Annotated in this window: 18 protein-coding genes; 9 read left to right on the plus strand and 9 right to left on the minus strand. The window is 73.3% G+C overall.

Translation table 11 applies throughout. The features are described 5' to 3' along the window. Positions 1–16 precede the first annotated feature (16 nt). Both IE185_RS05085 and IE185_RS05090 read left to right on the plus strand, forming a co-directional pair. Positions 17–1,102, plus strand: coding sequence for a Zn-dependent alcohol dehydrogenase (locus IE185_RS05085; protein WP_138898291.1), 1,086 nt, complete (start codon positions 17–19; stop codon positions 1,100–1,102). 196 nt (positions 1,103–1,298) lie between these two features. Further along, positions 1,299–2,639, plus strand: a complete 1,341-nt coding sequence (locus tag IE185_RS05090) for an MFS transporter (RefSeq protein WP_138909214.1) — start codon at positions 1,299–1,301, stop codon at positions 2,637–2,639. Positions 2,640–2,705: 66 nt separating this feature from the next. On the opposite strand, the gene IE185_RS05095 is transcribed toward IE185_RS05090, so the two are convergent. The 4 genes from IE185_RS05095 to IE185_RS05110 form a co-directional block, all read right to left on the minus strand. Beyond that, entirely contained in the window at positions 2,706–3,500 is a 795-nt protein-coding gene (locus IE185_RS05095) for an isocitrate lyase/PEP mutase family protein (protein ID WP_189714717.1), read from the minus strand. Further along, positions 3,497–4,273, minus strand: a complete 777-nt coding sequence (locus IE185_RS05100; RefSeq protein WP_138899464.1) for a cytochrome P450 family protein — start codon at positions 4,271–4,273, stop codon at positions 3,497–3,499. The genes IE185_RS05095 and IE185_RS05100 overlap by 4 nt, the downstream gene beginning before the upstream one ends. 63 nt (positions 4,274–4,336) lie before the next feature. Continuing rightward, positions 4,337–5,107, minus strand: a complete 771-nt coding sequence (locus tag IE185_RS05105; protein WP_189714719.1) for an ArsR/SmtB family transcription factor — start codon at positions 5,105–5,107, stop codon at positions 4,337–4,339. 14 nt (positions 5,108–5,121) lie between these two features. Then, positions 5,122–5,787, minus strand: a complete 666-nt coding sequence (locus IE185_RS05110; RefSeq protein WP_138896832.1) for a TetR/AcrR family transcriptional regulator — start codon at positions 5,785–5,787, stop codon at positions 5,122–5,124. 61 nt (positions 5,788–5,848) lie between these two features. On the opposite strand from IE185_RS05110, the gene IE185_RS05115 reads away from it, so the two are divergent. The 3 genes from IE185_RS05115 (at position 5,849) to IE185_RS05125 (ending at position 8,101) form a co-directional block, all read left to right on the plus strand. After that, the gene (locus IE185_RS05115) at positions 5,849–7,000 is read left to right on the plus strand and encodes an acyl-CoA dehydrogenase family protein (RefSeq protein ID WP_138896833.1); all 1,152 of its coding nucleotides are present in this window, start codon (positions 5,849–5,851) and stop codon (positions 6,998–7,000) included. Positions 7,001–7,108: 108 nt separating this feature from the next. Further along, complete coding sequence (locus IE185_RS05120) at positions 7,109–7,396, plus strand: YiaA/YiaB family inner membrane protein (protein WP_138896834.1); 288 nt, start codon at positions 7,109–7,111, stop codon at positions 7,394–7,396. 69 nt (positions 7,397–7,465) lie between these two features. After that, positions 7,466–8,101 (plus strand): TetR/AcrR family transcriptional regulator, encoded by a 636-nt coding sequence (locus IE185_RS05125; RefSeq protein ID WP_138896835.1) that lies wholly within the window; start codon positions 7,466–7,468, stop codon positions 8,099–8,101. A 45-nt stretch (positions 8,102–8,146) separates the two neighbouring features. Here the strand turns inward: IE185_RS05125 and IE185_RS05130 are convergent, their stop codons facing one another. Then, on the minus strand, positions 8,147–8,608 hold the full coding sequence (locus tag IE185_RS05130; RefSeq protein WP_138896836.1) for a MaoC family dehydratase: 462 nt from the start codon (positions 8,606–8,608) through the stop codon (positions 8,147–8,149). Positions 8,609–8,726: 118 nt separating this feature from the next. On the opposite strand from IE185_RS05130, the gene soxR reads away from it, so the two are divergent. After that, on the plus strand, positions 8,727–9,218 hold the full coding sequence (gene soxR, locus IE185_RS05135; protein WP_138896837.1) for a redox-sensitive transcriptional activator SoxR: 492 nt from the start codon (positions 8,727–8,729) through the stop codon (positions 9,216–9,218). A gap of 47 nt (positions 9,219–9,265) precedes the next feature. Here soxR and IE185_RS05140 read toward each other — a convergent pair whose 3' ends face one another. Further along, a complete protein-coding gene (locus IE185_RS05140; RefSeq protein ID WP_229843359.1) occupies positions 9,266–9,985 on the minus strand; it encodes a 3-keto-5-aminohexanoate cleavage protein in 720 nt (239 codons plus the stop codon). 112 nt (positions 9,986–10,097) lie between these two features. Continuing rightward, the gene (locus IE185_RS05145; protein ID WP_138896838.1) at positions 10,098–10,709 is read right to left on the minus strand and encodes a hypothetical protein; all 612 of its coding nucleotides are present in this window, start codon (positions 10,707–10,709) and stop codon (positions 10,098–10,100) included. 190 nt (positions 10,710–10,899) lie between these two features. Here IE185_RS05145 and IE185_RS05150 point away from each other — a divergent pair, with 190 nt between their 5' ends. Continuing rightward, positions 10,900–13,743, plus strand: coding sequence for a penicillin acylase family protein (locus IE185_RS05150; protein WP_138896839.1), 2,844 nt, complete (start codon positions 10,900–10,902; stop codon positions 13,741–13,743). Positions 13,744–13,825: 82 nt separating this feature from the next. On the opposite strand, the gene IE185_RS05155 is transcribed toward IE185_RS05150, so the two are convergent. Together IE185_RS05155 and IE185_RS05160 are read right to left on the minus strand one after the other, a co-directional pair. Further along, positions 13,826–15,181 carry an alpha/beta hydrolase family protein gene (locus IE185_RS05155; RefSeq protein WP_189714721.1) on the minus strand — a complete coding sequence of 452 codons (1,356 nt, stop codon included), beginning with the start codon at positions 15,179–15,181 and terminating at the stop codon, positions 13,826–13,828. Between the two features lie 88 nt (positions 15,182–15,269). Then, positions 15,270–16,532, minus strand: a complete 1,263-nt coding sequence (locus IE185_RS05160; RefSeq protein ID WP_138898216.1) for an exo-beta-N-acetylmuramidase NamZ family protein — start codon at positions 16,530–16,532, stop codon at positions 15,270–15,272. Positions 16,533–16,725: 193 nt separating this feature from the next. Here IE185_RS05160 and IE185_RS05165 point away from each other — a divergent pair, with 193 nt between their 5' ends. Both IE185_RS05165 and IE185_RS05170 read left to right on the plus strand, forming a co-directional pair. Next, positions 16,726–17,490, plus strand: coding sequence for an SDR family oxidoreductase (locus tag IE185_RS05165; RefSeq protein ID WP_138898217.1), 765 nt, complete (start codon positions 16,726–16,728; stop codon positions 17,488–17,490). Further along, positions 17,487–19,166: a class I adenylate-forming enzyme family protein gene (locus IE185_RS05170; protein ID WP_138898218.1), complete on the plus strand. Its 1,680-nt coding sequence runs from the start codon at positions 17,487–17,489 to the stop codon at positions 19,164–19,166. The genes IE185_RS05165 and IE185_RS05170 overlap by 4 nt, the downstream gene beginning before the upstream one ends. The last annotated feature ends 33 nt before the right edge of the window (positions 19,167–19,199 follow it).

Genomic DNA, 19,199 nt, shown 5'->3' on the forward strand with positions numbered 1-19,199 from the left:
GGGAGCACCCCACACCATGGCCCGCGTCCGCGCCGCAGTCCTGCCCGCCGTCGGTGCTCCCCTGGAGATCACCGACATCGACCTTCCGGCCACCGGCCCCGGCCAGGTGAGAGTCCGTCTCGCCGCCGCCGGTGTCTGCCACTCCGACCTCTCCCTGTCCAACGGCACCATGCGTGTGCCGGTCCCCGCCGTGCTCGGCCACGAGGGGGCCGGCACGGTCGTCTCGGTGGGCGAGGGCGTCACGCACATCGCCCCCGGCGACCCCGTCGTCCTCAACTGGGCGCCCTCCTGCGGCGTCTGCCACCACTGCGGCATCGGCGAGGTGTGGCTGTGCGCCGACGCCCTGTCCGGCGCCGGGAACGTGTACGCCCGTACCGCCGGCGGCACCGACCTCCACCCCGGCCTGAACGTCGCGGCGTTCGCCGAGGAGACGGTCGTCGCCGCGAACTGCGTCCTGCCCGTCCCCGACGGCATCCCGCTGACCGACGCCGCGCTGCTCGGCTGCGCGATCCTCACGGGGTACGGAGCCGTCCACCACAGCGCGCGGGTGCGCGCGGGGGAGTCGGTCGCGGTCTTCGGAGTCGGCGGGGTCGGTCTCGCCGTCCTCCAGTCGGCCCGTATCGCCGGGGCCGGACAGATCGTCGCCGTCGACGTATCGCCGGAGAAGGAGGAGCTGGCGCGGGCCGCCGGGGCCACCGACTTCGTGATCGCCTCCGAGACGACCGCCCGGGAGATCCGCAAGCTCACCGGCGGGCAAGGGGCGGACGTCGCCATCGAGTGCGTGGGCCGGGCCGTCACCATCCGTACGGCCTGGGACTCGACCCGCCGGGGCGGGCGCACCACGGTCGTCGGCATCGGCGGCAAGGACCAGCAGGTCACCTTCAACGCCCTGGAGATCTTCCACTTCGGCCGTACGCTCTCGGGCTGCGTGTACGGGAACTCCGACCCGGCGCGCGACCTGCCCGTACTGGCGGAGCACATCCGGGCCGGCCGTCTCGACCTGGGCAGCATGGTCACCGAACAGATCGGCCTGGACGGCATTCCGGCCGCCTTCGACAACATGATCGCGGGCAAGGGCGGCCGCGCCCTGGTCGTCTTCTAGCCACCCCGCCCCCGCACCCCGGCCGCTTCCGTGCGGCCGGGGTGGTCGTGCTGCGCGGATTCCGGTTCGGGCGGACGGGGCGGCGAAAAGTGCCGGCGTCGAACCCGTTGACCTCCGTACCGCCCGGTCGGTACGGTCCGGCACATCTCGACGCCACCCCCTCCTCCGTCCCCGCACCCACCGGAGTGTGCAGCGCATGGACACAGCATCTTCCCCGCTCCAGGACCCCACGGCAGCCCCTCCCGCCGACCGCAACCGCCGCAAGGTGGCCACCGCCGCCGCCCTCGCCTCAGCCGTCGAGTGGTACGACTACTTCGTCTTCGGCATCGCCGCGGCCCTCGTCCTCGGCGACCTGTACTTCCCCTCCGGCAGCTCGTCGGCCGGCGTGCTCGCCGCCTTCGCGACCTTCGCCGTCGGGTTCCTCGCCCGGCCCGTCGGCGGTGTCATCGCCGGGCACCTGGGCGACAAGCGCGGCCGCAAGCCGATGCTGGTCATGGCCCTGACGCTGATGGGCGTGGCCACCACCGGCATCGGCCTCCTGCCGACGTACGAGACCATCGGGATCGCGGCGCCCGTGCTGCTCGTCCTGCTCCGCGTCGTCCAGGGCATCGCCGTCGGCGCCCAGTGGGGCGGGGCGATGCTGATGGCCACGGAGTACGCTCCCGAGGGCAAGCGGGGGCTGTACGGCAGCCTCGTGCAGCTCGGAGTGCCCATCGGCGTCGTCACGGCGAACACGGTCTTCCTGATCGCGGGCGCCACGACCAGCGAGAGCGCGTTCGCGTCGTGGGGCTGGCGGGTGCCGTTCTTCGTCGGCGTCCTGGTGCTCGTCCTCGCGTGGTACATCCACACGCGGGTCGAGGAGACACCGGCCTTCCGTGAGGCGGAGCGGGCGCTGGCCGAGCAGGAGAAGGGGGCGTCGCGCTCTCCGCTGCGCACCATCCTGACCAAGCACCTCGGCACGGTGTTCCTGGCGGGCGGATCGTTCGCGGTCAACACCGCGACCTTCTACATCATCATTACCGGAGTCCTGGACTACGCCACCCGCGAGCTGGAGATGGAGCGCAGCGCCGTCCTCACCGTCTCGCTGTGCGTCAGCCTCACGCAACTGGTCCTCATCCCCGCCTCGGCTGCGCTCTCGGACCGGATCGGACGACTGCGGATCTACGCGCTGGGGGCGGTGGGGCTGCTGGTGTGGGCGGTGCCGATGTTCCTGCTCATCGACACGAAGTCGCTGCTGTGGCTGGCCGTCGGCACGTTCGTGACGAGCTGCTTCCTCAGCATCATGTACGGGCCGCAGGCGGCGCTGTTCGCCGAGCTGTTCACGGCGGAGATGCGGTACACGGGGGCGTCCCTCGGCTACCAGATCGCGGCCGTGTTCGGCGGTGGGCTGGCGCCGTTCATGATGGTGCTGCTGCTGGAGGCCACCGGTACGTCGATGGCGGTGTCCGCGTACATCATCGGCCTCGCGGTGATCGCGCTGATCTCGATCAGGATCCTGGCCAACCGGGCGCGGGCGGCGGGGGACGGGGCGCGGTAGGAGCGCCGGGCGCGGGGCCCGGGGGCTCAGCCCGGACCCCGCGCCCCGCGACACCGGGGCCCGGCGCTACTTCCCGTACGCGTCCGACCAGGCGTCCGCCGTCGCGTACGTCGGCACGCCCGGCGTGTCCGCCTCGCCGTGGGACACCGCCCGCGCCACATCGACCGCGTGCCGCACGGCGGCCCGGAACAGGAGCGACCCCGTACTGACCCTCGCCACGCCCAGCTCCGCGAGCCGGGCGACCGGCAACCGCCCCGGTGCGTACAGGATGTTGAGCGGAAGCCCGTACTCGGCGGCCAGGGCGGCGATGACCGGCTCCTCCTGGAGCCCGGGGACGAACAGGCCGTCCGCGCCCGCCTCCCGGTACGCGGACAGCCGCCGCGCCGTCTCGTCCGCCCGGTCCGGCAGCCAGTACGTGTCCGCGCGCGCGTTGACGAACAGGGTCGGCGCCGCTTCCTTCACGGCGCCGATCAGTTCCCGCTGGAAGCCGAGCGGCGCGAGCGTCCCGTCCGGGCGGCCGTCCTCGATGTTCACCCCGGCCACCCCCGCCCGTACGAGATCGGCGGCCAGCGCCGCGACACCGTCCGGGCCGGCGCCGAAGCCGCCCTCGATGTCCACCGTGACCGGCACCGGCAGCCGCGCGAGCCGGCGCCCGAGGTGGAGCGTCTCCTCGCGTGCCGCGCCGGTCGCGTCCGGTTTGCCGGCGGTCGACGCCACACCGAGGCTGGTGGTCCCGATCGCGGCGAACCCGGCCTCGGCGAGTGCGGCGGCGGACGCGTGGTCCCAGGCGTTGGGGAGGACGAGCGGCGCGCCGGGGCGGTGGTGCAGGGCGCGGAACGCGTCGTAGCGGTCCTGGTTCACGAGGCTTTCTCCTCCGGTAGTACGTCGAGTACGCCGCAGGCCAGCGCGAGGGCGTGACGGGATCCGGGGCACGGGCGGACGCCGTGCCCGAAAGGCGCCCCGGCCGCTGCCAGGTCCAGGGGGACTTCGCTGCCCTCCGGCACGGGCCGGCCGTTCAGCGCCGCTTCCGGGCCGGCGACGCGCTGGGTGCCGCGCACCGGCGGGGACAGCCGGAGCGTGTCGGTCAGCAACTCCTCGACGGAGCCGGGCGGCCGGCCCGTGGCGGCGCGTTCCAGCGCGCCGGTGATCAGCGCGGCGGTGGCGTCGCAGGTCTGCACGAGCAGCCCGATCCGGTTCGCGACGCTCTCGGCCTCGCCGTCCGGCAGCAGGCCCATCAGGGTGCGTACGCCCTCGTCGGCCCGTGCCGTCAGCTCCGGCGACGCCCCGGGCCGGTAGGCCGCGGCGACCGCACGCGTCGCCGGCACGACGTCCCCGCGCGCCCCGAGCGCGGCCCCGAGGACGGCCACCGGGACATGGGGCGCGGCGTCCGGCGACGCGGCGGCGCGGGTCGCGGTCCTGGCCGCCTCCCGCAACCGCGAGGGGTCCAGGCGCCGCAACTCGGCCTCGGCGAGAGCGCGTCGCCGGGCGTGCGTGGGGCCGTTGCTGAACCGCGGCACGGCGCCGCGCAGCCAGCGCATGGATCCGGGCGCGCCACCGGAGGGCGCCTGCGGCACGAGGAAGCGGGGGTCGCAGAGCAGGGCACGGGCGTCGGGCGTGGGCGTCGGCGTCGTCATGTCCACGAACGTAGTGGCGTGACGTTTCGGTCACGGCCGAAGCGTTACGGCTCCGCCCGCGCCTCACGCCCCCGGCGTCCCGGCCAGTGCCCCCGGTTCGATCCCCAGCACGTCCCGCAGTGCCCGCTCGCCCTCCCGCGACACCTTCACCGCCCGTTCGGAGCCGATGCGTACGCACCAGCCCGCCTCCAGCGCGTGGCGGCAGAGCGCCGCCCCCGCCACCCCCGCCAGATGCGGGCGGCGTTCGGTCCAGTCGAGGCAGGAGCGCACCAGCGGGCGACGGCCCGAGCGTTCCAGAGGGATGCCCAGCGCGTCGAACCAGGCCAGCCCCTCGTCGGTGAGCGCGAACCCCACGTCCTGCCGCAGCAGACCGCGCGCCGTCATCGCGTCCGTGATGACGATGCCGACCCGGCCGGCGAGGTGGTCGTAACACGTGCGGCCCCGCGCCATCGCGCTGCTCGCACTCGCCGCCCGCAGGGTGCGGGGCGCCTCGTCCCGCCCGGCGGCCGGCGGCGCGGTCCGTGCGGCGAGGTCCTCCACCAGGTGGGCCGCCCCCGGGCCGGCGAGGCGGACGTACCGGTGCCTGCCCTGCCGTTCCTCGGTGAGCAGCCCGCCGGCGACCAGCCTGCCGAGGTGTTCGCTCGCCGTCGAGGCCGCCACCCCCGCGCGGCGCGCCAGTTCGCCCGCCGTCCACGCCCGGCCGTCGAGCAGCGCCAGGCAGAACGAGGCGCGGGTCTCGTCGGCGAGCAGGGCGGCGAGCGCGGCCAGCCGCCCTGCGGCGGAGAGCGAGGAATCAGGGGAGACCGAGGAGACGGGGGAGTCGTCGTGTGCCATGGGGCCAGGATGCGTCAGGGACTCTTCGGCGTCCGCCGAACCGTCCTCAGCTGCTCGTACTGGAGCCCCAGGCCGTCGATCAGCGCCCGCAGCCCCGTCTCGAACGCGCCCTCGTCGACCTGCTGCCGCCGCTCCGCGAGGAGATGCGCCTGGCCGAGGTGCGGATAGTCCTCCGGGTCGTACGCCGCCTCGTCGTCGACGAAGCCGCTCGCGAACGAGCCGAGCGCCGACCCGGTGATGAAGTACCGCATCAGCGCACCGATGTGCGTCGCCTGGGCGGGCGGCCACCCCGCCCCGACCATCGCTCCGAACACCGCGTCGGCGACCCGCAGACCGGCCGGGCGTCGCCCGGGGCCGCGCGCCAGTACCGGCACGACGTTGGGGTGTTCGGTGAGCGCGGCGCGGTAGGAGACGGCGTAGTCGTGCAGCGCCGTCCGCCAGTCGCGGCCGTCCGCCGGGTCGAACATCGACAGGTCGACCTTGGCGCTCACGCCGTCGGCGACCGCGTCGAGGATCTCGTCCTTGTTGTGGAAGTGGTTGTAGAGGGACGGCCCGCTCACCCCGAGCTCGGCCGCGAGCCGGCGCGTGGAGAGGGCGTCCAGCCCTTCGGCGTCCACCAGCGCGCTCGCCGCCCCCACGATGCGGTCACGGCTGAGAAGGGGCTTGCGCGGTCGGGCCATGCGGCACATAGTAGGCCCGGCAAAAGAAACTAGCAGTGCTAATTAAAAGTGGGGTGCCGGGATGAATCTGGAACTCAGCGAGGAGCAGACCGCCGTACGGCAGCTCGCCAGGGACTTCAGCGACCGCGAGATCGCTCCGCACGCCGTCGCGTGGGACCGGGCGGAGAGCGTCGACCGGGCGATCGTGAAGAAGCTCGGCGCCCTCGGCTTCCTCGGCCTGACGATCCCCGAGGAGTACGGCGGCTGTGGCGGCGACCACCTCGCGTACTGCCTCGTCACCGAGGAACTCGGCCGGGGCGACTCCGCCGTGCGCGGCATCGTGTCCGTGTCGCTCGGCCTGGTCGCCAAGACACTCGCCCACTGGGGCACCGAGGAGCAGAAGCGGCAGTGGCTGCCCGGCCTCACCTCGGGCGAGCTGGTCGGCTGCTTCGGGCTCACCGAGCCCGGCACGGGCTCCGACGCGGGCAGCCTCACGACCCGCGCCGTGCGGGACGGCGACGCGTACGTCGTCAACGGCTCCAAGATGTTCATCACGAACGGCACCTGGGCCGATGTCGTGCTGCTCTTCGCCCGCTCCACCGACGCCCCCGGACACAAGGGCGTCTCCGCGTTCCTGGTGCCCACCGACACCCCCGGCCTGACCCGCCGCGAGATCCACGGCAAGCTCGGCCTGCGCGGACAGGCCACGGCGGAGCTGGTCCTCGAGGACGTGCGGGTCCCCGCCTCCGCGATGCTGGCGCCCGAGGGCAAGGGCTTCTCGGTCGCCATGTCCGCGCTCGCCAAGGGCCGCATGTCGGTCGCGGCGGGCTGCGTCGGCATCGCACAGGCGGCCCTGGACGCGGCGGTGGAGTACGCCACCGAGCGCGAACAGTTCGGAAAGACCATCGCGCACCACCAGCTCGTCCAGGAGCTCCTCACCGACATCGCGGTGGACGTGGACGCCGCCCGCCTGCTGACCTGGCGCGTCGCCGACCTGATCGACCGGGGGCAGCCGTTCGTCACCGAGGCGTCCAAGGCGAAGCTCTTCGCCTCCGAGGCCGCCGTACGGGCGGCGAACAACGCGCTCCAGGTCTTCGGCGGTTACGGCTACATCGACGAGTACCCGGCGGGCAAGCTGCTGCGCGACGCCCGCGTGATGACGCTGTACGAGGGCACCAGCCAGATCCAGAAGCTCGTCATCGGCCGCGCGCTCACCGGAGTGTCCGCCTTCTGACCCGGCCGGCGCCCCCTTCCCGCGGGGCGGCCCGGTCCGCCGCCTGAGTACGTGAGCTGAGTACGCGAGCGGATGTGACCCGCGCCTCATCCGGCCATGCTGTCCGTCATGAGCGACACACCCGTCAAGCAGCAGAACACGACGGCCTACTACGGGCAGGCCGTCGCCGCCTTCGCCGCGGCCCTGGGAGCGGTGACCCTCGGCATCCTCTACATGGACGCCGACCCCTGGGTGCGCGCCTTTCTCGGCATCGGCGTCCTGTACCTGGTGACCTCCGCCTTCACCCTCGCCAAGGTGATCAGGGACCGGCAGGAGGCGGGGCAGATCGTCAGCCGCGTCGACCAGGCGCGGCTGGAGAAGCTCCTCGCCGAGCACGACCCGTTCCAGAAGCTCTGAACGGCGCGCTAAGCGCTTGCTCACCTTCGGGGTATGGTGTTCGTTCCTGTCGGACGGAAGGGGCGAGCCATGAGTGCGGCGGAGGAAACGGCCGAGCCACACGACGACACGGCCAAGCCGTGGGGTGAGGTCACCCCCGAAGCGGCCAGGAAACTGCTGGTCGCCGCCGTCGAGGCGTTCGCGGAGCGGGGCTACCACGCGACGACGACCCGCGACATCGCGGGCCGCGCGGGGATGAGCCCGGCGGCGCTCTACATCCACTACAAGACGAAGGAAGAACTGCTCCACCGGATCAGCCGCATCGGGCACGACAAGGCCCTGGAGATCCTCCAGGCCGCCGCCGGGGGCCCGGGCACCGCCGCCGAACGGCTCGACGGCGCCGTACGCTCCTTCGTCCGCTGGCACGCGGAGCGCCACACCACCGCGCGCGTCGTCCAGTACGAACTCGACGCGCTCAGCGACGAGCACCGCGCCGAGATCATCGAGCTGCGCCGCCGCAGCGACACGGCCGTCCGGCGCATCCTGAACGACGGCGTCAAGGCCGGGGAGTTCGACGTTCCGGACGTCCCCGGCACCACGCTGGCCGTGCTGTCGCTGTGCATCGACGTGGCGCGCTGGTTCAACGCGCAGGGGCGCAGGACGCCCGACGAGGTCGGCGCGCTGTACGCCGACCTCGTCCTGCGGATGGTCGCCGCTCAGAAGTAGGAGCGGGCCCGGGCGCGGAAGCGGGACCAGGAGCGGCGGGCGGACTCAGAAGTAGTAGCGCGACACCGACTCCGCCACGCACGCCGGCTTGTCGCCGCCCTCGCGCTCGACCGTCACGACCGCCGTCACCTGCACGCCGCCGCCCGCGTCCGTGACCTCCTTGAGCACCGCCGTGGCCCGCACCCGCGAGCCGACCGGCACGGGGGAGGGGAAGCGGACCTTGTTGGAGCCGTAGTTGATGCCCATCTTCATGCCCTCGACCCGCATGATCTGCGGGACCAGGGCGGGCAGCAGCGACAGGGTCAGATAGCCGTGCGCGATGGTCGTGCCGAAGGGGCCGGCCGCCGCTTTCTCCGGGTCCACGTGAATCCACTGGTGGTCGCCGGTCGCCTCGGCGAACAGGTCGATCCGCTTCTGGTCGACCTCCAGCCACTCGCTGTGCCCCAGCTGCTCGCCGACCCCGGCGCGCAGCTCCTCGGCGGACGTGAAGACCCTCGGCTCTGCCATGTCCCGGCCCCTGCCTCTCGTACGGCTGACATGCGCGTACCCACAACGTTTCTAAGCGCTTGCTCAGCATGCTGGGGACTCCCTGTTCTGTCAACGGAGGCCCGGTAGGGTTCGGGGAGTGCCGCAGATACCAGAGAAGATCCACGAACTCACGGTCGGCCAGCTGTCCGCACGCAGCGGCGCCGCCGTGTCGGCCCTCCACTTCTACGAGTCCAAGGGCCTGATCACGAGCCGCAGGACCTCGGGCAACCAGCGGCGCTACGGCCGTGACGCGCTGCGCCGCGTCGCCTTCGTGCGCGCCGCCCAGCGCGTCGGCATCCCGCTCGCCACGATCCGCGACGCCCTGTCGGAACTCCCCGAGGAGCGCACGCCCACCCACGAGGACTGGGCCCGCCTCTCGCGGGCCTGGCGTTCGGAACTGGACGAGCGCATCAAGCAGCTCGGCCGCCTGCGCGACCACCTCACCGACTGCATCGGCTGCGGCTGCCTGTCGCTGGAGTCCTGCGTACTGTCCAACCCGGACGACGTGTTCGGTGAGCGCATCACCGGCTCCCGGCTGTACGCGGAGCGCCGCGGGGCGCAGGAGCGCAAGGCGGAGCCCAGCGCCTGAGCCGCCCGGCCCGAGCGCCGCACCGCCGCAACGACGCCGCGCCCGGCCTACCGCAGCGCCGCGCGCACCAGCTCGGCACTGGACGGCGCCGGCCGGCCGTCGGGAAGCAGCAGGGTGTCCTCAAGGCCGGTCCTGGTGGCCAGGCCCAGCGCACGGGCCAGCCGCAGCACCGGCCACGCGCCGCCGTCCTCACCGTGCAGCAGCACGGACATGCCCCGCGCGTCGCCCAGTTCGGCCAGCAGGGCCCGGGCCGAGGTCTCGGCCGTGGCCGGATCGGTGTCCGTCACCTCGGCGAGCACCCGCAGCACCCGGGGTGCGAGCGGCGAGGCGAGGAAGCGGCGTACGCCGTCGGTGCCCGACCAGAGGCCGGCCTCCACGCCGACACCGCGCTCCACGAGGGCCGCGGCCACCTCTTCGGCGCCCGGCTCGTGCCAGTTCACGGACGCGTGGTCCGGCAGCACCGTCCAGGCGCGCACCTGCTCGGCCCGTCGCCGCGGATCGGGCTCGGCCCAGGCGCCCGTGGTGACCCCGACGGGGACCGTCGCGGGGAGCGCGGCCCGTATCGCCGTCAGCGCCGCGGCCACCGCTCGCGGGGACAACGTGTCCTCGCCGCAGGGGGACTTGGGGTGCACGTGCACGTCACAGGCGCCGGCGGCCACCGCCGCGACGGCGGCCTCGGCCATCGCGCCCGGCGTCACCGGCACAGCCGCGCTCTCGCCCGCACCGCGCGGGCCGTTCAGACAGACCTGGATCCGGAACATGCTCATGGCTCCGATGGTGACAGCCGCCACTGACAACGCGGCGGCCCGCGCGGCGCCTTGCGACGGTACGGGCGACACGGGGACGCGGCGGTCGGCCGAGCGCCGGGCCCCCGCGCGCTCACGCCACCGACGCCAGCTCCCTGCGCCGTACCCTCTTCGCCTCCGCCAGGGCCTCGGGCGTCAGGACGGGCTGCGGCACGAGAATGCCGCAGCCCGTGCACACCGGCCCGTACCAGGGGTCGTGCGCCAGTCCCTGCTTCCAGACGATCCCGCTGTCCGCGCACACGGGGCAGTTGGCCCCCGGCCCGGACTCCAGCGCGGAGATCAGCCGGCGCAGTACGTCGCCGAGCGGCGCCACCGGATGAGCCGCGGGATCGTCGCACCAGGCCACTCCGCACCCGCCCCAGGTGCGGCGGTGCCAGTCGTCGAAGGAACCGGGGCGCCGCAGCCCGTCGTGCTTCTCGCGCTTGCGCCGCCGGGCGAACTCCACTTCGTAGGCGAGCCACACGGCCCGCGCCTCCTCCAGCTCCTCGAGCGCGGCCACCAGCCGCGCCGGATCGGGGGCCCTGTCCTCCGGTTCGATCAGGTGCCTCGAACACAGATGGTCCCAGGTCGCCCTGTGCCCGTAAGGGGCGAACCGTTCCAGGCATTTGCGCAGCGAGTACCGCCGCAGCGCCAGATCGCACCGCGGGTCGCGTACTTGTCTCGCAAGACTCCGGAATCCGGCCATCGCACTTGCCACCTCCGTCGCTTGTACTTCGGCGTCACAGAGTGGACGTACGGGTGCCCCGATCGGTGCCATCGAAAATCGAATGGCCGACATCAGTGGGGGATTCGGAAAAAGTGACGCATGCTCACTTTCGGGCGGCCGCGTACCGCCAGTAACGTCCGTCGCACCTGCCGCCCCCCGAGGAGCTCGCATGCGACGACGACGTACCGGTCCCGCACAGCACCGAACAGCCCTGGCAGCAGCGGTGATCGCCCTCGCCGCAGGCCTGCTGTCCCCTCTGCCGCAGGCCGCGGCCGACACCGCGCGGGCGGCCGCCCAGGACCCCGCCCCCGCGGCGGACCACTGCGGGGGCCAGTGCGACGACATCCTGCCGCCCGGTCAGAACGGCAACGCCACCCTGGCCGAAATCCTCGCGCACCGCGTCCTCGGCACCCGCCCCGCACACAGTTCCGACCAGATGTCCAAGTACGACGCCCTGGTCGCGGGCCACCAGGGCCTCACCGACGAGAAGCTGACCGACTTCTTCAACGACGCCTCCTTCGGCGTCCCCGAAGGCCGGGCGGCCTCCGTGATCCGCCCCCGGGACGACGTCACGATCACCCGCGACAAGGCGACCGGCGTCCCGCACATCAAGGGCGCCACCCGCTACGGCACCGAGTTCGGCGCCGGCTACGCGGCCGGCCAGGACCGGCTCTGGCTGATGGACCTCTTCCGGCACATCGGCCGCGGCGAACTGACCTCCTTCGCGGGCGGCGCCCTCGCCAACCAGGGCCTGGAGCAGCAGTTCTGGCCGCAGGCCCCGTACACCGAGGAGGACCTGCGGGCCCAGGTCGAGCGGATACGGACGACCAAGGGCGAGCGCGGCGAGCTGGCGATGGCCGACGCGCAGGCGTACGTCGACGGCATCAACGCGTACCGCGAGAAGGCCAAGAAGGGCCGCTACTTCCCCGGCGAGTACGTGCTCACCGGCAAGGTCGACGCGATCACCAACATCGGCGAGATCAAACCCTTCAAGGTCACCGACCTGATCGCGCTCGCCTCCGTCGTCGGCGGCCTCTTCGGCGGGGGAGGCGGCGGCGAGGTCCAGTCCGCGCTGTCGCTGCTCGCCGCGCAGCAGAAGTACGGCGTCGCCGAGGGCACCGAGGTCTGGGAGTCCTTCCGCCAGCGCAACGACCCCGAGGCCGTCCTCACCGTCAACGACGGCACCAGCTTCCCGTACGCCGGAAAGCCCGCCGACCCGCGCGGCACGGCCCTGCCCGACCGCGGCTCCGTGACCCCCGAGCAGCTCGTGTACGACCGCCAGGGCGCCGCGAAGACCGCGCGCGCCGGGCAGAAGCACCCCGTCCGGGCCCCGAAGAGGCTCAGGCCCCTCCAGGGCATGTACGACGACGGGGTCCTGCCGGGAGCCGACTTCTCCAAGAAGCGCGGGATGTCCAACGCGCTGCTCGTCTCGGGCCGGCACACCGCGAGCGGGAACCCGGTCGCCGTGTTCGGCCCCCAGACCGGCTACTTCGCCCCGCAGCTGCTCATGCTCCAGGAGCTCCAGGGCCCGGGCATCAGCGCCCGCGGCGCGTCCTTCGCCGGCGTCGGCATGTACGTGCAGCTCGGCCGGGGCCAGGACTACGCCTGGTCGGCCACCTCCGCCGGACAGGACATCACCGACACGTACGCGGTGGAGCTGTGCGAACCGGGCGGCGGCGCCCCGGACAAGACCTCGGCGCACTACCTCTTCCGGGGCGCGTGCACCCCCATGGAGAAGCTGGAGAAGCGCAACGCCTGGAAGCCGACACTGGCCGACTCCACCGCCGCCGGCTCGTACCGGATGCAGGTCTGGCGCACGAAGTACGGGACGGTCACCCACCGCGCCACCGTCGGCGGCAAGCCCGTCGCGTACACCTCCCTGCGCTCCACCTACCGGCACGAGGCCGACTCGATCATCGGCTTCCAGATGTTCAACGACCCCGGGTACGTGAAGGACGCCGCGTCCTTCCAGAAGGCGGCGCAGCACATCGACTACGCCTTCAACTGGTTCTACGCCGACGCGCGCACCGCCGCCTACTACAACAGCGGCATGAACCCGGTGCGTGCCGAGGGCGTCGACGCCTCGCTGCCGGTGAAGGCAGAGAAGGCCAACGAATGGCGGGACTTCGACCCGGCGTTCAACACCGCCGCCTACACCCCGCCCGCCGAACACCCGCAGTCCACCGGCCAGGACTACTACATCTCCTGGAACAACAAGCAGGCGAAGGACTACACGGCGGCGGGCTTCGGCAACGGTTCCGTGCACCGGGGCGACCTCCTCGACCACCGGGTCGCGAAGCTGGTCGCCGACGGCGGCGTCACCCGCGCCTCGCTGACCCGGGCCATGGCCGAGGCCGCCGTCACCGACCTGCGCGGCGAGGACGTGCTGCCCGCACTGCTCAAGGTGCTGCGTTCGAAGCCCGTCACCGATCCGGACACGGCCAGGGGCGTCCAGCAGTTGGAGTCCTGGCGCGCCGCCGGCGCCCAGCGCAAGGAGACCGCCCGGGGCTCGCGGACCTACACCCACCCCGACGCGGTGCGGATCATGGACGCCTGGTGGCCGCTGCTCGTCGAGGCCGAGTTCCGGCCCGGCCTCGGTGACGAGCTGTACGGCGAACTCACCAGGAACCTCGGCACCGACGAGTCGCCGTCGGCCGGGCACGGCCCGACCGGGGCGCACGCCGGCTCCGCCTTCCAGTACGGCTGGTGGAGTTACGTCGACAAGGACCTGCGCAAGGTTCTGGGGCAGCGGGTCGAGGGCCCGCTGGCCAAGACGTACTGCGGCGGCGGCGACCTCTCCGCCTGCCGCGACACGCTCCTCGCCACCCTGAAGCAGGCCGTCGCCAAGCCCGCCGCCGAGGTGTACCCGGGCGACGACAGCTGCGACGCCGGGGAGCAGTGGTGCGCCGACTCGATCGTGCACCGCGCGGTGGGCGGCCTCACCCACCCGGCGATGCACTGGCAGAACCGGCCGACGTACCAGATGGTCAGCGAGTTCCCGTCACACCGCTGACGCGCCGCTCGTACGCAGGAGGGCCTGATCCCGCCGGTGGGGCGGGATCAGGCCCTGCGGCAGTCCCCGGGGACGGTCGCGCTCAGCCGGTGAGCCGGCCCGCGGCCAGCACCATCCGCGCCAGCTCCGGGTGCAGGATGTCGCTGTGGGCTCCCGAAGGCGCGCCCCCGCGCCGTACGACCGCCGCCGCGTCGACGTTCACGCACCCCGCACCGGGGACGCCGTCGGTCAGCGCCCGCGCCAGCGTGAGCCCCACCGTCCCCGGCACCGCCTTGATGCCGTCGAAGCCGACCGCGCCCCACCGGCTGCCGAGCCCGGCCAGCCCGGCCGAGTCGCCGGCCAGCCGCGAAGCCAGCGGGTAGATCACCCCGAGCGCCGAGTCGTGGCGCGAGTGGCAGGCCACCACCGGCCCGTCCACCCGCCGCTGCGCCCCGCGCAGCGCCCCGCCCCGCCCCCTCGCGTGCGGCAGCCGCTCCGCGAACGCGTAGTGCGAGAAGGCCCCTTGGAGCAGGGTCACCGACTTCACGTTCCGTACGCCGTCGGGCAGCCCCCGCAGCGCGAAGGCGACCAGCCGCGCCCCCTGGCTGTGCCCCACCAGGTGCACCCGCACGGACGGGGACGACCGGGCGAGCTGCCCGAGCACCGGCCCGAGCCCCAGCCGGCCCACCGTGCCCGCCCGGCGCTTCATCTCGAAGTACGTCGCCTGGCGGAGCAGTTCCTTCGCCCCGTTCCAGGCCTTCTTCAGGCCGCCGCCGAGCGCCAGGCTCCGGGCCCCCGGCTCGGCGTCCGCCTCCGTGAGCGCCGCCGCGAAGCCCTGGCACACGGTGAGCGTGTCGTCGCGCAGCATCAGCGGCTCGTCCGCCGCGGGCTCCTCGCCCGGCACCGGCTCCTCGTCCGACGCCGACGCCGGCTCGGGCTGCGTGCCCCCGTCGGAGGCCCGCGCCGCCGTGCTCCCGCCCCCGCCGCCCGCGCCCCCTTCCGTCAACCGCCGTACGAGCGCCCCGAACTCCTCGAACGCCGCCGGCTCCTCGGGCCGCTGGGTGAGCAGTTCGCCCAGCCGCTCCACGATCCCCTCACAGCCGGGGAACGCCCCCACCAGCGCCTCCCGGGTCTGCTGGTCGAGGCCGGGCTCCGTGGGGGCGGCGGCGAGGCTCCGGCCGAAGTCCGGTACCGGCTCGTCCGCGAACCGCATCGACGGCCACACGACGCCCGCGTAGCCGAGCCGCACGCCGGTGGAGTCCGCGAGCAGGCCGGGGAAGGGGGCGTAGAAGCGCTCGTACATCCGGGTCGCGACCGAGCGTCTGCTGTTCCAGCCGTGCGCGAACATCACCAGGTCGGTGACTTCGAGCCGCGCCAGCCGGTCGCGCTGACGTTCGTTCACCTCACCCCGCGCGTCGAAGGTGATCTCCTGGTACGGCTCCGCAACCGCATCCGTCATGGCGCACCCCTCGGGTCCGAACGGCCTGCTCACGCCCCAGCATCCCGCCGGACCGCACCACTGGCCATACACCACGTCGGACGAGCCCTCACCGGTACAGCAGGTACTCCCGGCGTACGGACCTGAACGCCGCCAGGTCGGCCCGCCAGGCGTCCACCACCTCGTCCGTCCCCGCCCCGGCGTCGATCATCGTCCGTACGCGCGTGTTGCCCGTCAGCTTGTCGATCCAGTGGTCGGCCCGCCACGCGAAGCCGCTCCAGCTCCGCTTCGCCGTGATGAGCAGCGCGATGCCGGTGCGGACCGGGTCGTACGCCTCCCGGTCGTGGACGTGCACCTGTACGCCGCCGATGGTCTTCCCCTGGAACTTGGAGAACGTCGGCGCGAAGTACGCCTCACGGAAGTGCACCCCCGCCAGCCCGGCCGCGTTCGCGGTCTCGGCCCACCGGCGGTCGACGCCCTCCGCGCCCAGCAGTTCGAACGGCCGGGTCGTGCCCCGCCCCTCCGACAGGTTGGTGCCCTCGAAGAGGCAGGTGCCGGAGTACACCAGCGCGGTGTCGGGCGTCGGCATGTTGGGGCTCGGCGGCACCCACGGCAGCCCGGTCGTGTCGAAGAAGTCGCCACGCCGCCAGCCCGACATCCGCACCGTCTCCAGCTCCACCGGCCGCGTCAGGAACTCGCCGTTGAACAGCCGCGCCAGCTCGCACACCGTCATCCCGTGCGCCTGCGCGATCGGCTCGCGCCCCACGAACGTCGCGAAGGCCTTGTCCAGGACCGGCCCGAGGGCCGCCCGCCCCGTCACCGGGTTCGGCCGGTCGAGGACCACGAACCGCTTGCCCGCCAGCACGGCGGCGGCCATGCAGTCGTACAGCGTCCAGATGTACGTGTAGAAGCGCGCGCCCGCGTCCTGGATGTCGAACACCACCGTGTCCACGCCCGACGCAGTGAAGATGTCGGCGAGCGGCTGCCCGCTCTTCAGATACGTGTCGTACACCGGCAGCCCCGTCGCCGGATCGTCGTAGCGCCCCTGGGAGCCGCCCGCCTGCGCGGTGCCCCGGAAGCCGTGCTCGGGCCCGAAGACGGCGGTGAGGTTCACCCGGTCGTCGGCGTGCATGACGTCCACGATGTGCCGTACGTCGGAGGTGACGCCCGTCGGGTTGGTGACGACGCCGGCCTTCTGGCCGGCGAGCGCGGCGTACCCGTCGGCGGCCAGCCGGTCGAAGCCGGTGCGCACCCGGAACCGCCCGGGACGCCCGGCGGCGGCCGCGCTCCCCGCGGCGCCGAGGGATCCGGCGGCCCCGGCCGCTCCCGCCGCCCCCGTGGCGGCCAGCAACCCGCGTCTGGACAGGTTCATCCCAGTACCTCCGTGATCGGCGCCGTCTGTCATGGCCACGCACGCTAGCGCGCGTGGCGGCCGCGGGGAACGAGCCGCGCAAGGCGGGTCGGCGGTGTTCCACCCCTTCCGCAGCTCCATACCGACCGGTTAGTCTGCCGAGGTCGGCGGCACGATCGGCAGGCAGGATCGGCAGGAGAGGCGGGCCTCAAGGATGAGCCAGTTCCAGGACGCGGGAGTCGTCGTCACCGGCGCGGGAGGCGGCATAGGAGCCGCCCTCGCCCGCAGATTCGCGGCAGAGGGAGCGCGTGTCGTCGTCAACGACCTCGACGCGAGCAGGATCAAGGCGATCGCCGACGAGACCGGCGCGACCGCCGTCGCCGGCGACGCCTCCGCGATCGTCGAGGAGGCCCGCGAGGCGCTCGGCGGCCGGGTCGACGTGTACTGCGCCAACGCCGGCCTCGCCTCGCCCGGCGACGCCTTCGCCGACGAGGCGGTCTGGGCCGCGGCCTGGGACGTCAACGTGATGGCCCACGTCAGGGCGGCCAGGGCGCTGCTGCCCGACTGGCTGGAGCGCGGCAGCGGCCGGTTCGTCTCGACCGTCTCGGCGGCCGGCCTGCTCACCATGGTCGGCGCGGCGCCGTACAGCGTCAGCAAGCACGGCGCGCTGGCCTTCGCGGAGTGGCTCTCGCTGACGTACCGCCACCGGGGGGTCAAGGTGCACGCGATCTGCCCGCAGGGGGTGCGCACCGACATGCTGACCGCCGCGGGCTCGGCCGGCGAACTGGTCCTCGCGCCCACCGCCATCGAGCCGCAGGACGTCGCGGACGCGCTCTTCGACGGCATGGCGGCGGACCGCTTCCTGATCCTTCCGCACCCCGAGGTGGCCGGCTACTACCAGGCGCGCGCCGGGAACCCCGACCGCTGGCTGGCCGGCATGAACCACCTGCAGCAGAAGTGGGAGGAGGCGGGCCGATGAGCGAGACGACCAAGGAATCCCCCACCGGACAGGTGTACGCCGCCAAGCCCTGGCTGGCCCAGCTCACCGACGCCCAGCGGGCTCCCGTCGACCCGCCCGCCACCCTGCTGCACGCCTTCCGCGACGCGGTGGCCCGGGCGCCGGAACACCCCGCCCTCGCCTACTTCGACGGCCGCCTCACCTACCGCGAGACCGACGCGCTGTCGGACTCCGTCGCGGGCCACCTGGCCGCGAAGGGCCTGCGGCACGGCGACCGGGTCGCCGTCATGCTCCAGAACAGCCCGCACTTCGTGATCGCCCTGCTCGGCGCCTGGAAGGCCGGGGCCGTCGTCGTACCGCTCAACCCGATGTACAAGTCGGCCGAGGTCGGCCACGCGCTCGGCGACGCCGAGGCGAGCGCGCTGGTCTGCTCCGACCGGGCGTGGGAGGCGTACCTGCGCGACACCGCCGCCGCCTCGCCCGTACGGATCGCCCTCACCGCCTGTGAACTCGACCTCCAGACCCGGAACGACACCCGCGTGCTGAACTTCGAGCGGGCGGCCCCCGCCTCCGACGCGGACGACCTGGTGGCCGTCGCCCGCCAGGGGCTCGCGGCCCCGGCGGACCGGGAGCTCACCGCCACCGACGTGGCGCTGATCAGCTACACCTCGGGCACCAGCGGCACGCCCAAGGGCGCCATGAACCTGCACGGCGGGATCATGCACAACGCCGAGCGCCAGCGCACCGGCCACCCGATAGCCGAGGGCTCGACGTACTTCGCCCTGGCGCCCCTCTTCCACATCACCGGCATGGTGTGCGAGCTCGCCGCCTGCGTCGCCAACGCCGGCACGCTGGCCCTCGCGTACCGCTTCCACCCGGGCGTCGTCCTCGACGCGTTCACCGAGCACCGCCCCGCCTACACCGTCGGCCCGTCCACGGCCTTCATGGCGCTCGCCGCCACTCCCGGCGTCACCCGGGACCACTTCGCGTCCTTCGAGGTCATCTCGTCGGGCGGCGCGCCGGTGCCGCCGGCGCTGGTCGAGAAGTTCCGGGCCGGCTTCGGTCCGTACATCCGCAACGGCTACGGCCTCACCGAGTGCACCGCGCCCTGCGCGTCCGTGCCGCCCGAGAAGGAGGCCCCGGTCGACCCGGCCTCGGGAACGCTCTCCGTGGGCGTGCCGGGCCCGGACACGGTCGTGCGCATCGTCGACGAGACGGGCGCGGACGTGCCCTTCGGCGAGCAGGGCGAGATCGCCGTCAGCGGCCCGCAGGTCGTGCCCGGCTACTGGCGCCGCCCGGAGGCGAGTGCCGAGGCGTTCCCCGGCGGGGAACTGCGCACCGGGGACATCGGCTTCATGGACGAGGGCGGCTGGCTGTACGTCGTCGACCGCAAGAAGGACATGATCAACGCGTCGGGCTTCAAGGTCTGGCCGCGCGAGGTCGAGGACGTCCTCTACACCCACCCGGCGGTGCGCGAGGCGGCCGTCGTCGGCATCCCCGACGCGTACCGGGGGGAGAGCGTCAAGGCGTACGTCAGCCTGCGCCCCGGGGCCGAGGTGGCGCCGGCGGACCTGTCGGCGTACTGCGAGGAGCGGCTGGCCGCGTACAAGTACCCGCGCGAAGTGCAGATCCTGCCCGAACTTCCCAAGACGACGAGTGGGAAGATCCTCAGGCGGGAACTGCGTTCCCGTTCCTGAACCCCCAACCGGTTGTTTCGACGAAAGGCAGGT

It is taken from the genome of Streptomyces chryseus, from assembly GCF_014650755.1.
In the GTDB taxonomy this organism is placed as follows: domain Bacteria; phylum Actinomycetota; class Actinomycetes; order Streptomycetales; family Streptomycetaceae; genus Streptomyces; species Streptomyces chryseus.

Bases quoted from the DNA above. Each gene is read 5' to 3' on its own strand.
- IE185_RS05085 (WP_138898291.1), top strand. From the start codon at position 17: ATGGCCCGCGTCCGCGCCGCAGTCCTGCCCGCCGTCGGTGCTCCCCTG.
- IE185_RS05090 (WP_138909214.1), top strand. From the start codon at position 1,299: ATGGACACAGCATCTTCCCCGCTCCAGGACCCCACGGCAGCCCCTCCC.
- IE185_RS05100 (WP_138899464.1), bottom strand. From the start codon at position 4,273: ATGACGACGCCGACGCCCACGCCCGACGCCCGTGCCCTGCTCTGCGAC.
- IE185_RS05105 (WP_189714719.1), bottom strand. From the start codon at position 5,107: ATGGCACACGACGACTCCCCCGTCTCCTCGGTCTCCCCTGATTCCTCG.
- IE185_RS05110 (WP_138896832.1), bottom strand. From the start codon at position 5,787: ATGGCCCGACCGCGCAAGCCCCTTCTCAGCCGTGACCGCATCGTGGGG.
- IE185_RS05115 (WP_138896833.1), top strand. From the start codon at position 5,849: ATGAATCTGGAACTCAGCGAGGAGCAGACCGCCGTACGGCAGCTCGCC.
- IE185_RS05120 (WP_138896834.1), top strand. From the start codon at position 7,109: ATGAGCGACACACCCGTCAAGCAGCAGAACACGACGGCCTACTACGGG.
- IE185_RS05125 (WP_138896835.1), top strand. From the start codon at position 7,466: ATGAGTGCGGCGGAGGAAACGGCCGAGCCACACGACGACACGGCCAAG.
- IE185_RS05130 (WP_138896836.1), bottom strand. From the start codon at position 8,608: ATGGCAGAGCCGAGGGTCTTCACGTCCGCCGAGGAGCTGCGCGCCGGG.
- IE185_RS05140 (WP_229843359.1), bottom strand. From the start codon at position 9,985: ATGAGCATGTTCCGGATCCAGGTCTGTCTGAACGGCCCGCGCGGTGCG.
- IE185_RS05145 (WP_138896838.1), bottom strand. From the start codon at position 10,709: ATGGCCGGATTCCGGAGTCTTGCGAGACAAGTACGCGACCCGCGGTGC.
- IE185_RS05150 (WP_138896839.1), top strand. From the start codon at position 10,900: ATGCGACGACGACGTACCGGTCCCGCACAGCACCGAACAGCCCTGGCA.
- IE185_RS05155 (WP_189714721.1), bottom strand. From the start codon at position 15,181: ATGACGGATGCGGTTGCGGAGCCGTACCAGGAGATCACCTTCGACGCG.
- IE185_RS05160 (WP_138898216.1), bottom strand. From the start codon at position 16,532: ATGAACCTGTCCAGACGCGGGTTGCTGGCCGCCACGGGGGCGGCGGGA.
- IE185_RS05165 (WP_138898217.1), top strand. From the start codon at position 16,726: ATGAGCCAGTTCCAGGACGCGGGAGTCGTCGTCACCGGCGCGGGAGGC.
- IE185_RS05170 (WP_138898218.1), top strand. From the start codon at position 17,487: ATGAGCGAGACGACCAAGGAATCCCCCACCGGACAGGTGTACGCCGCC.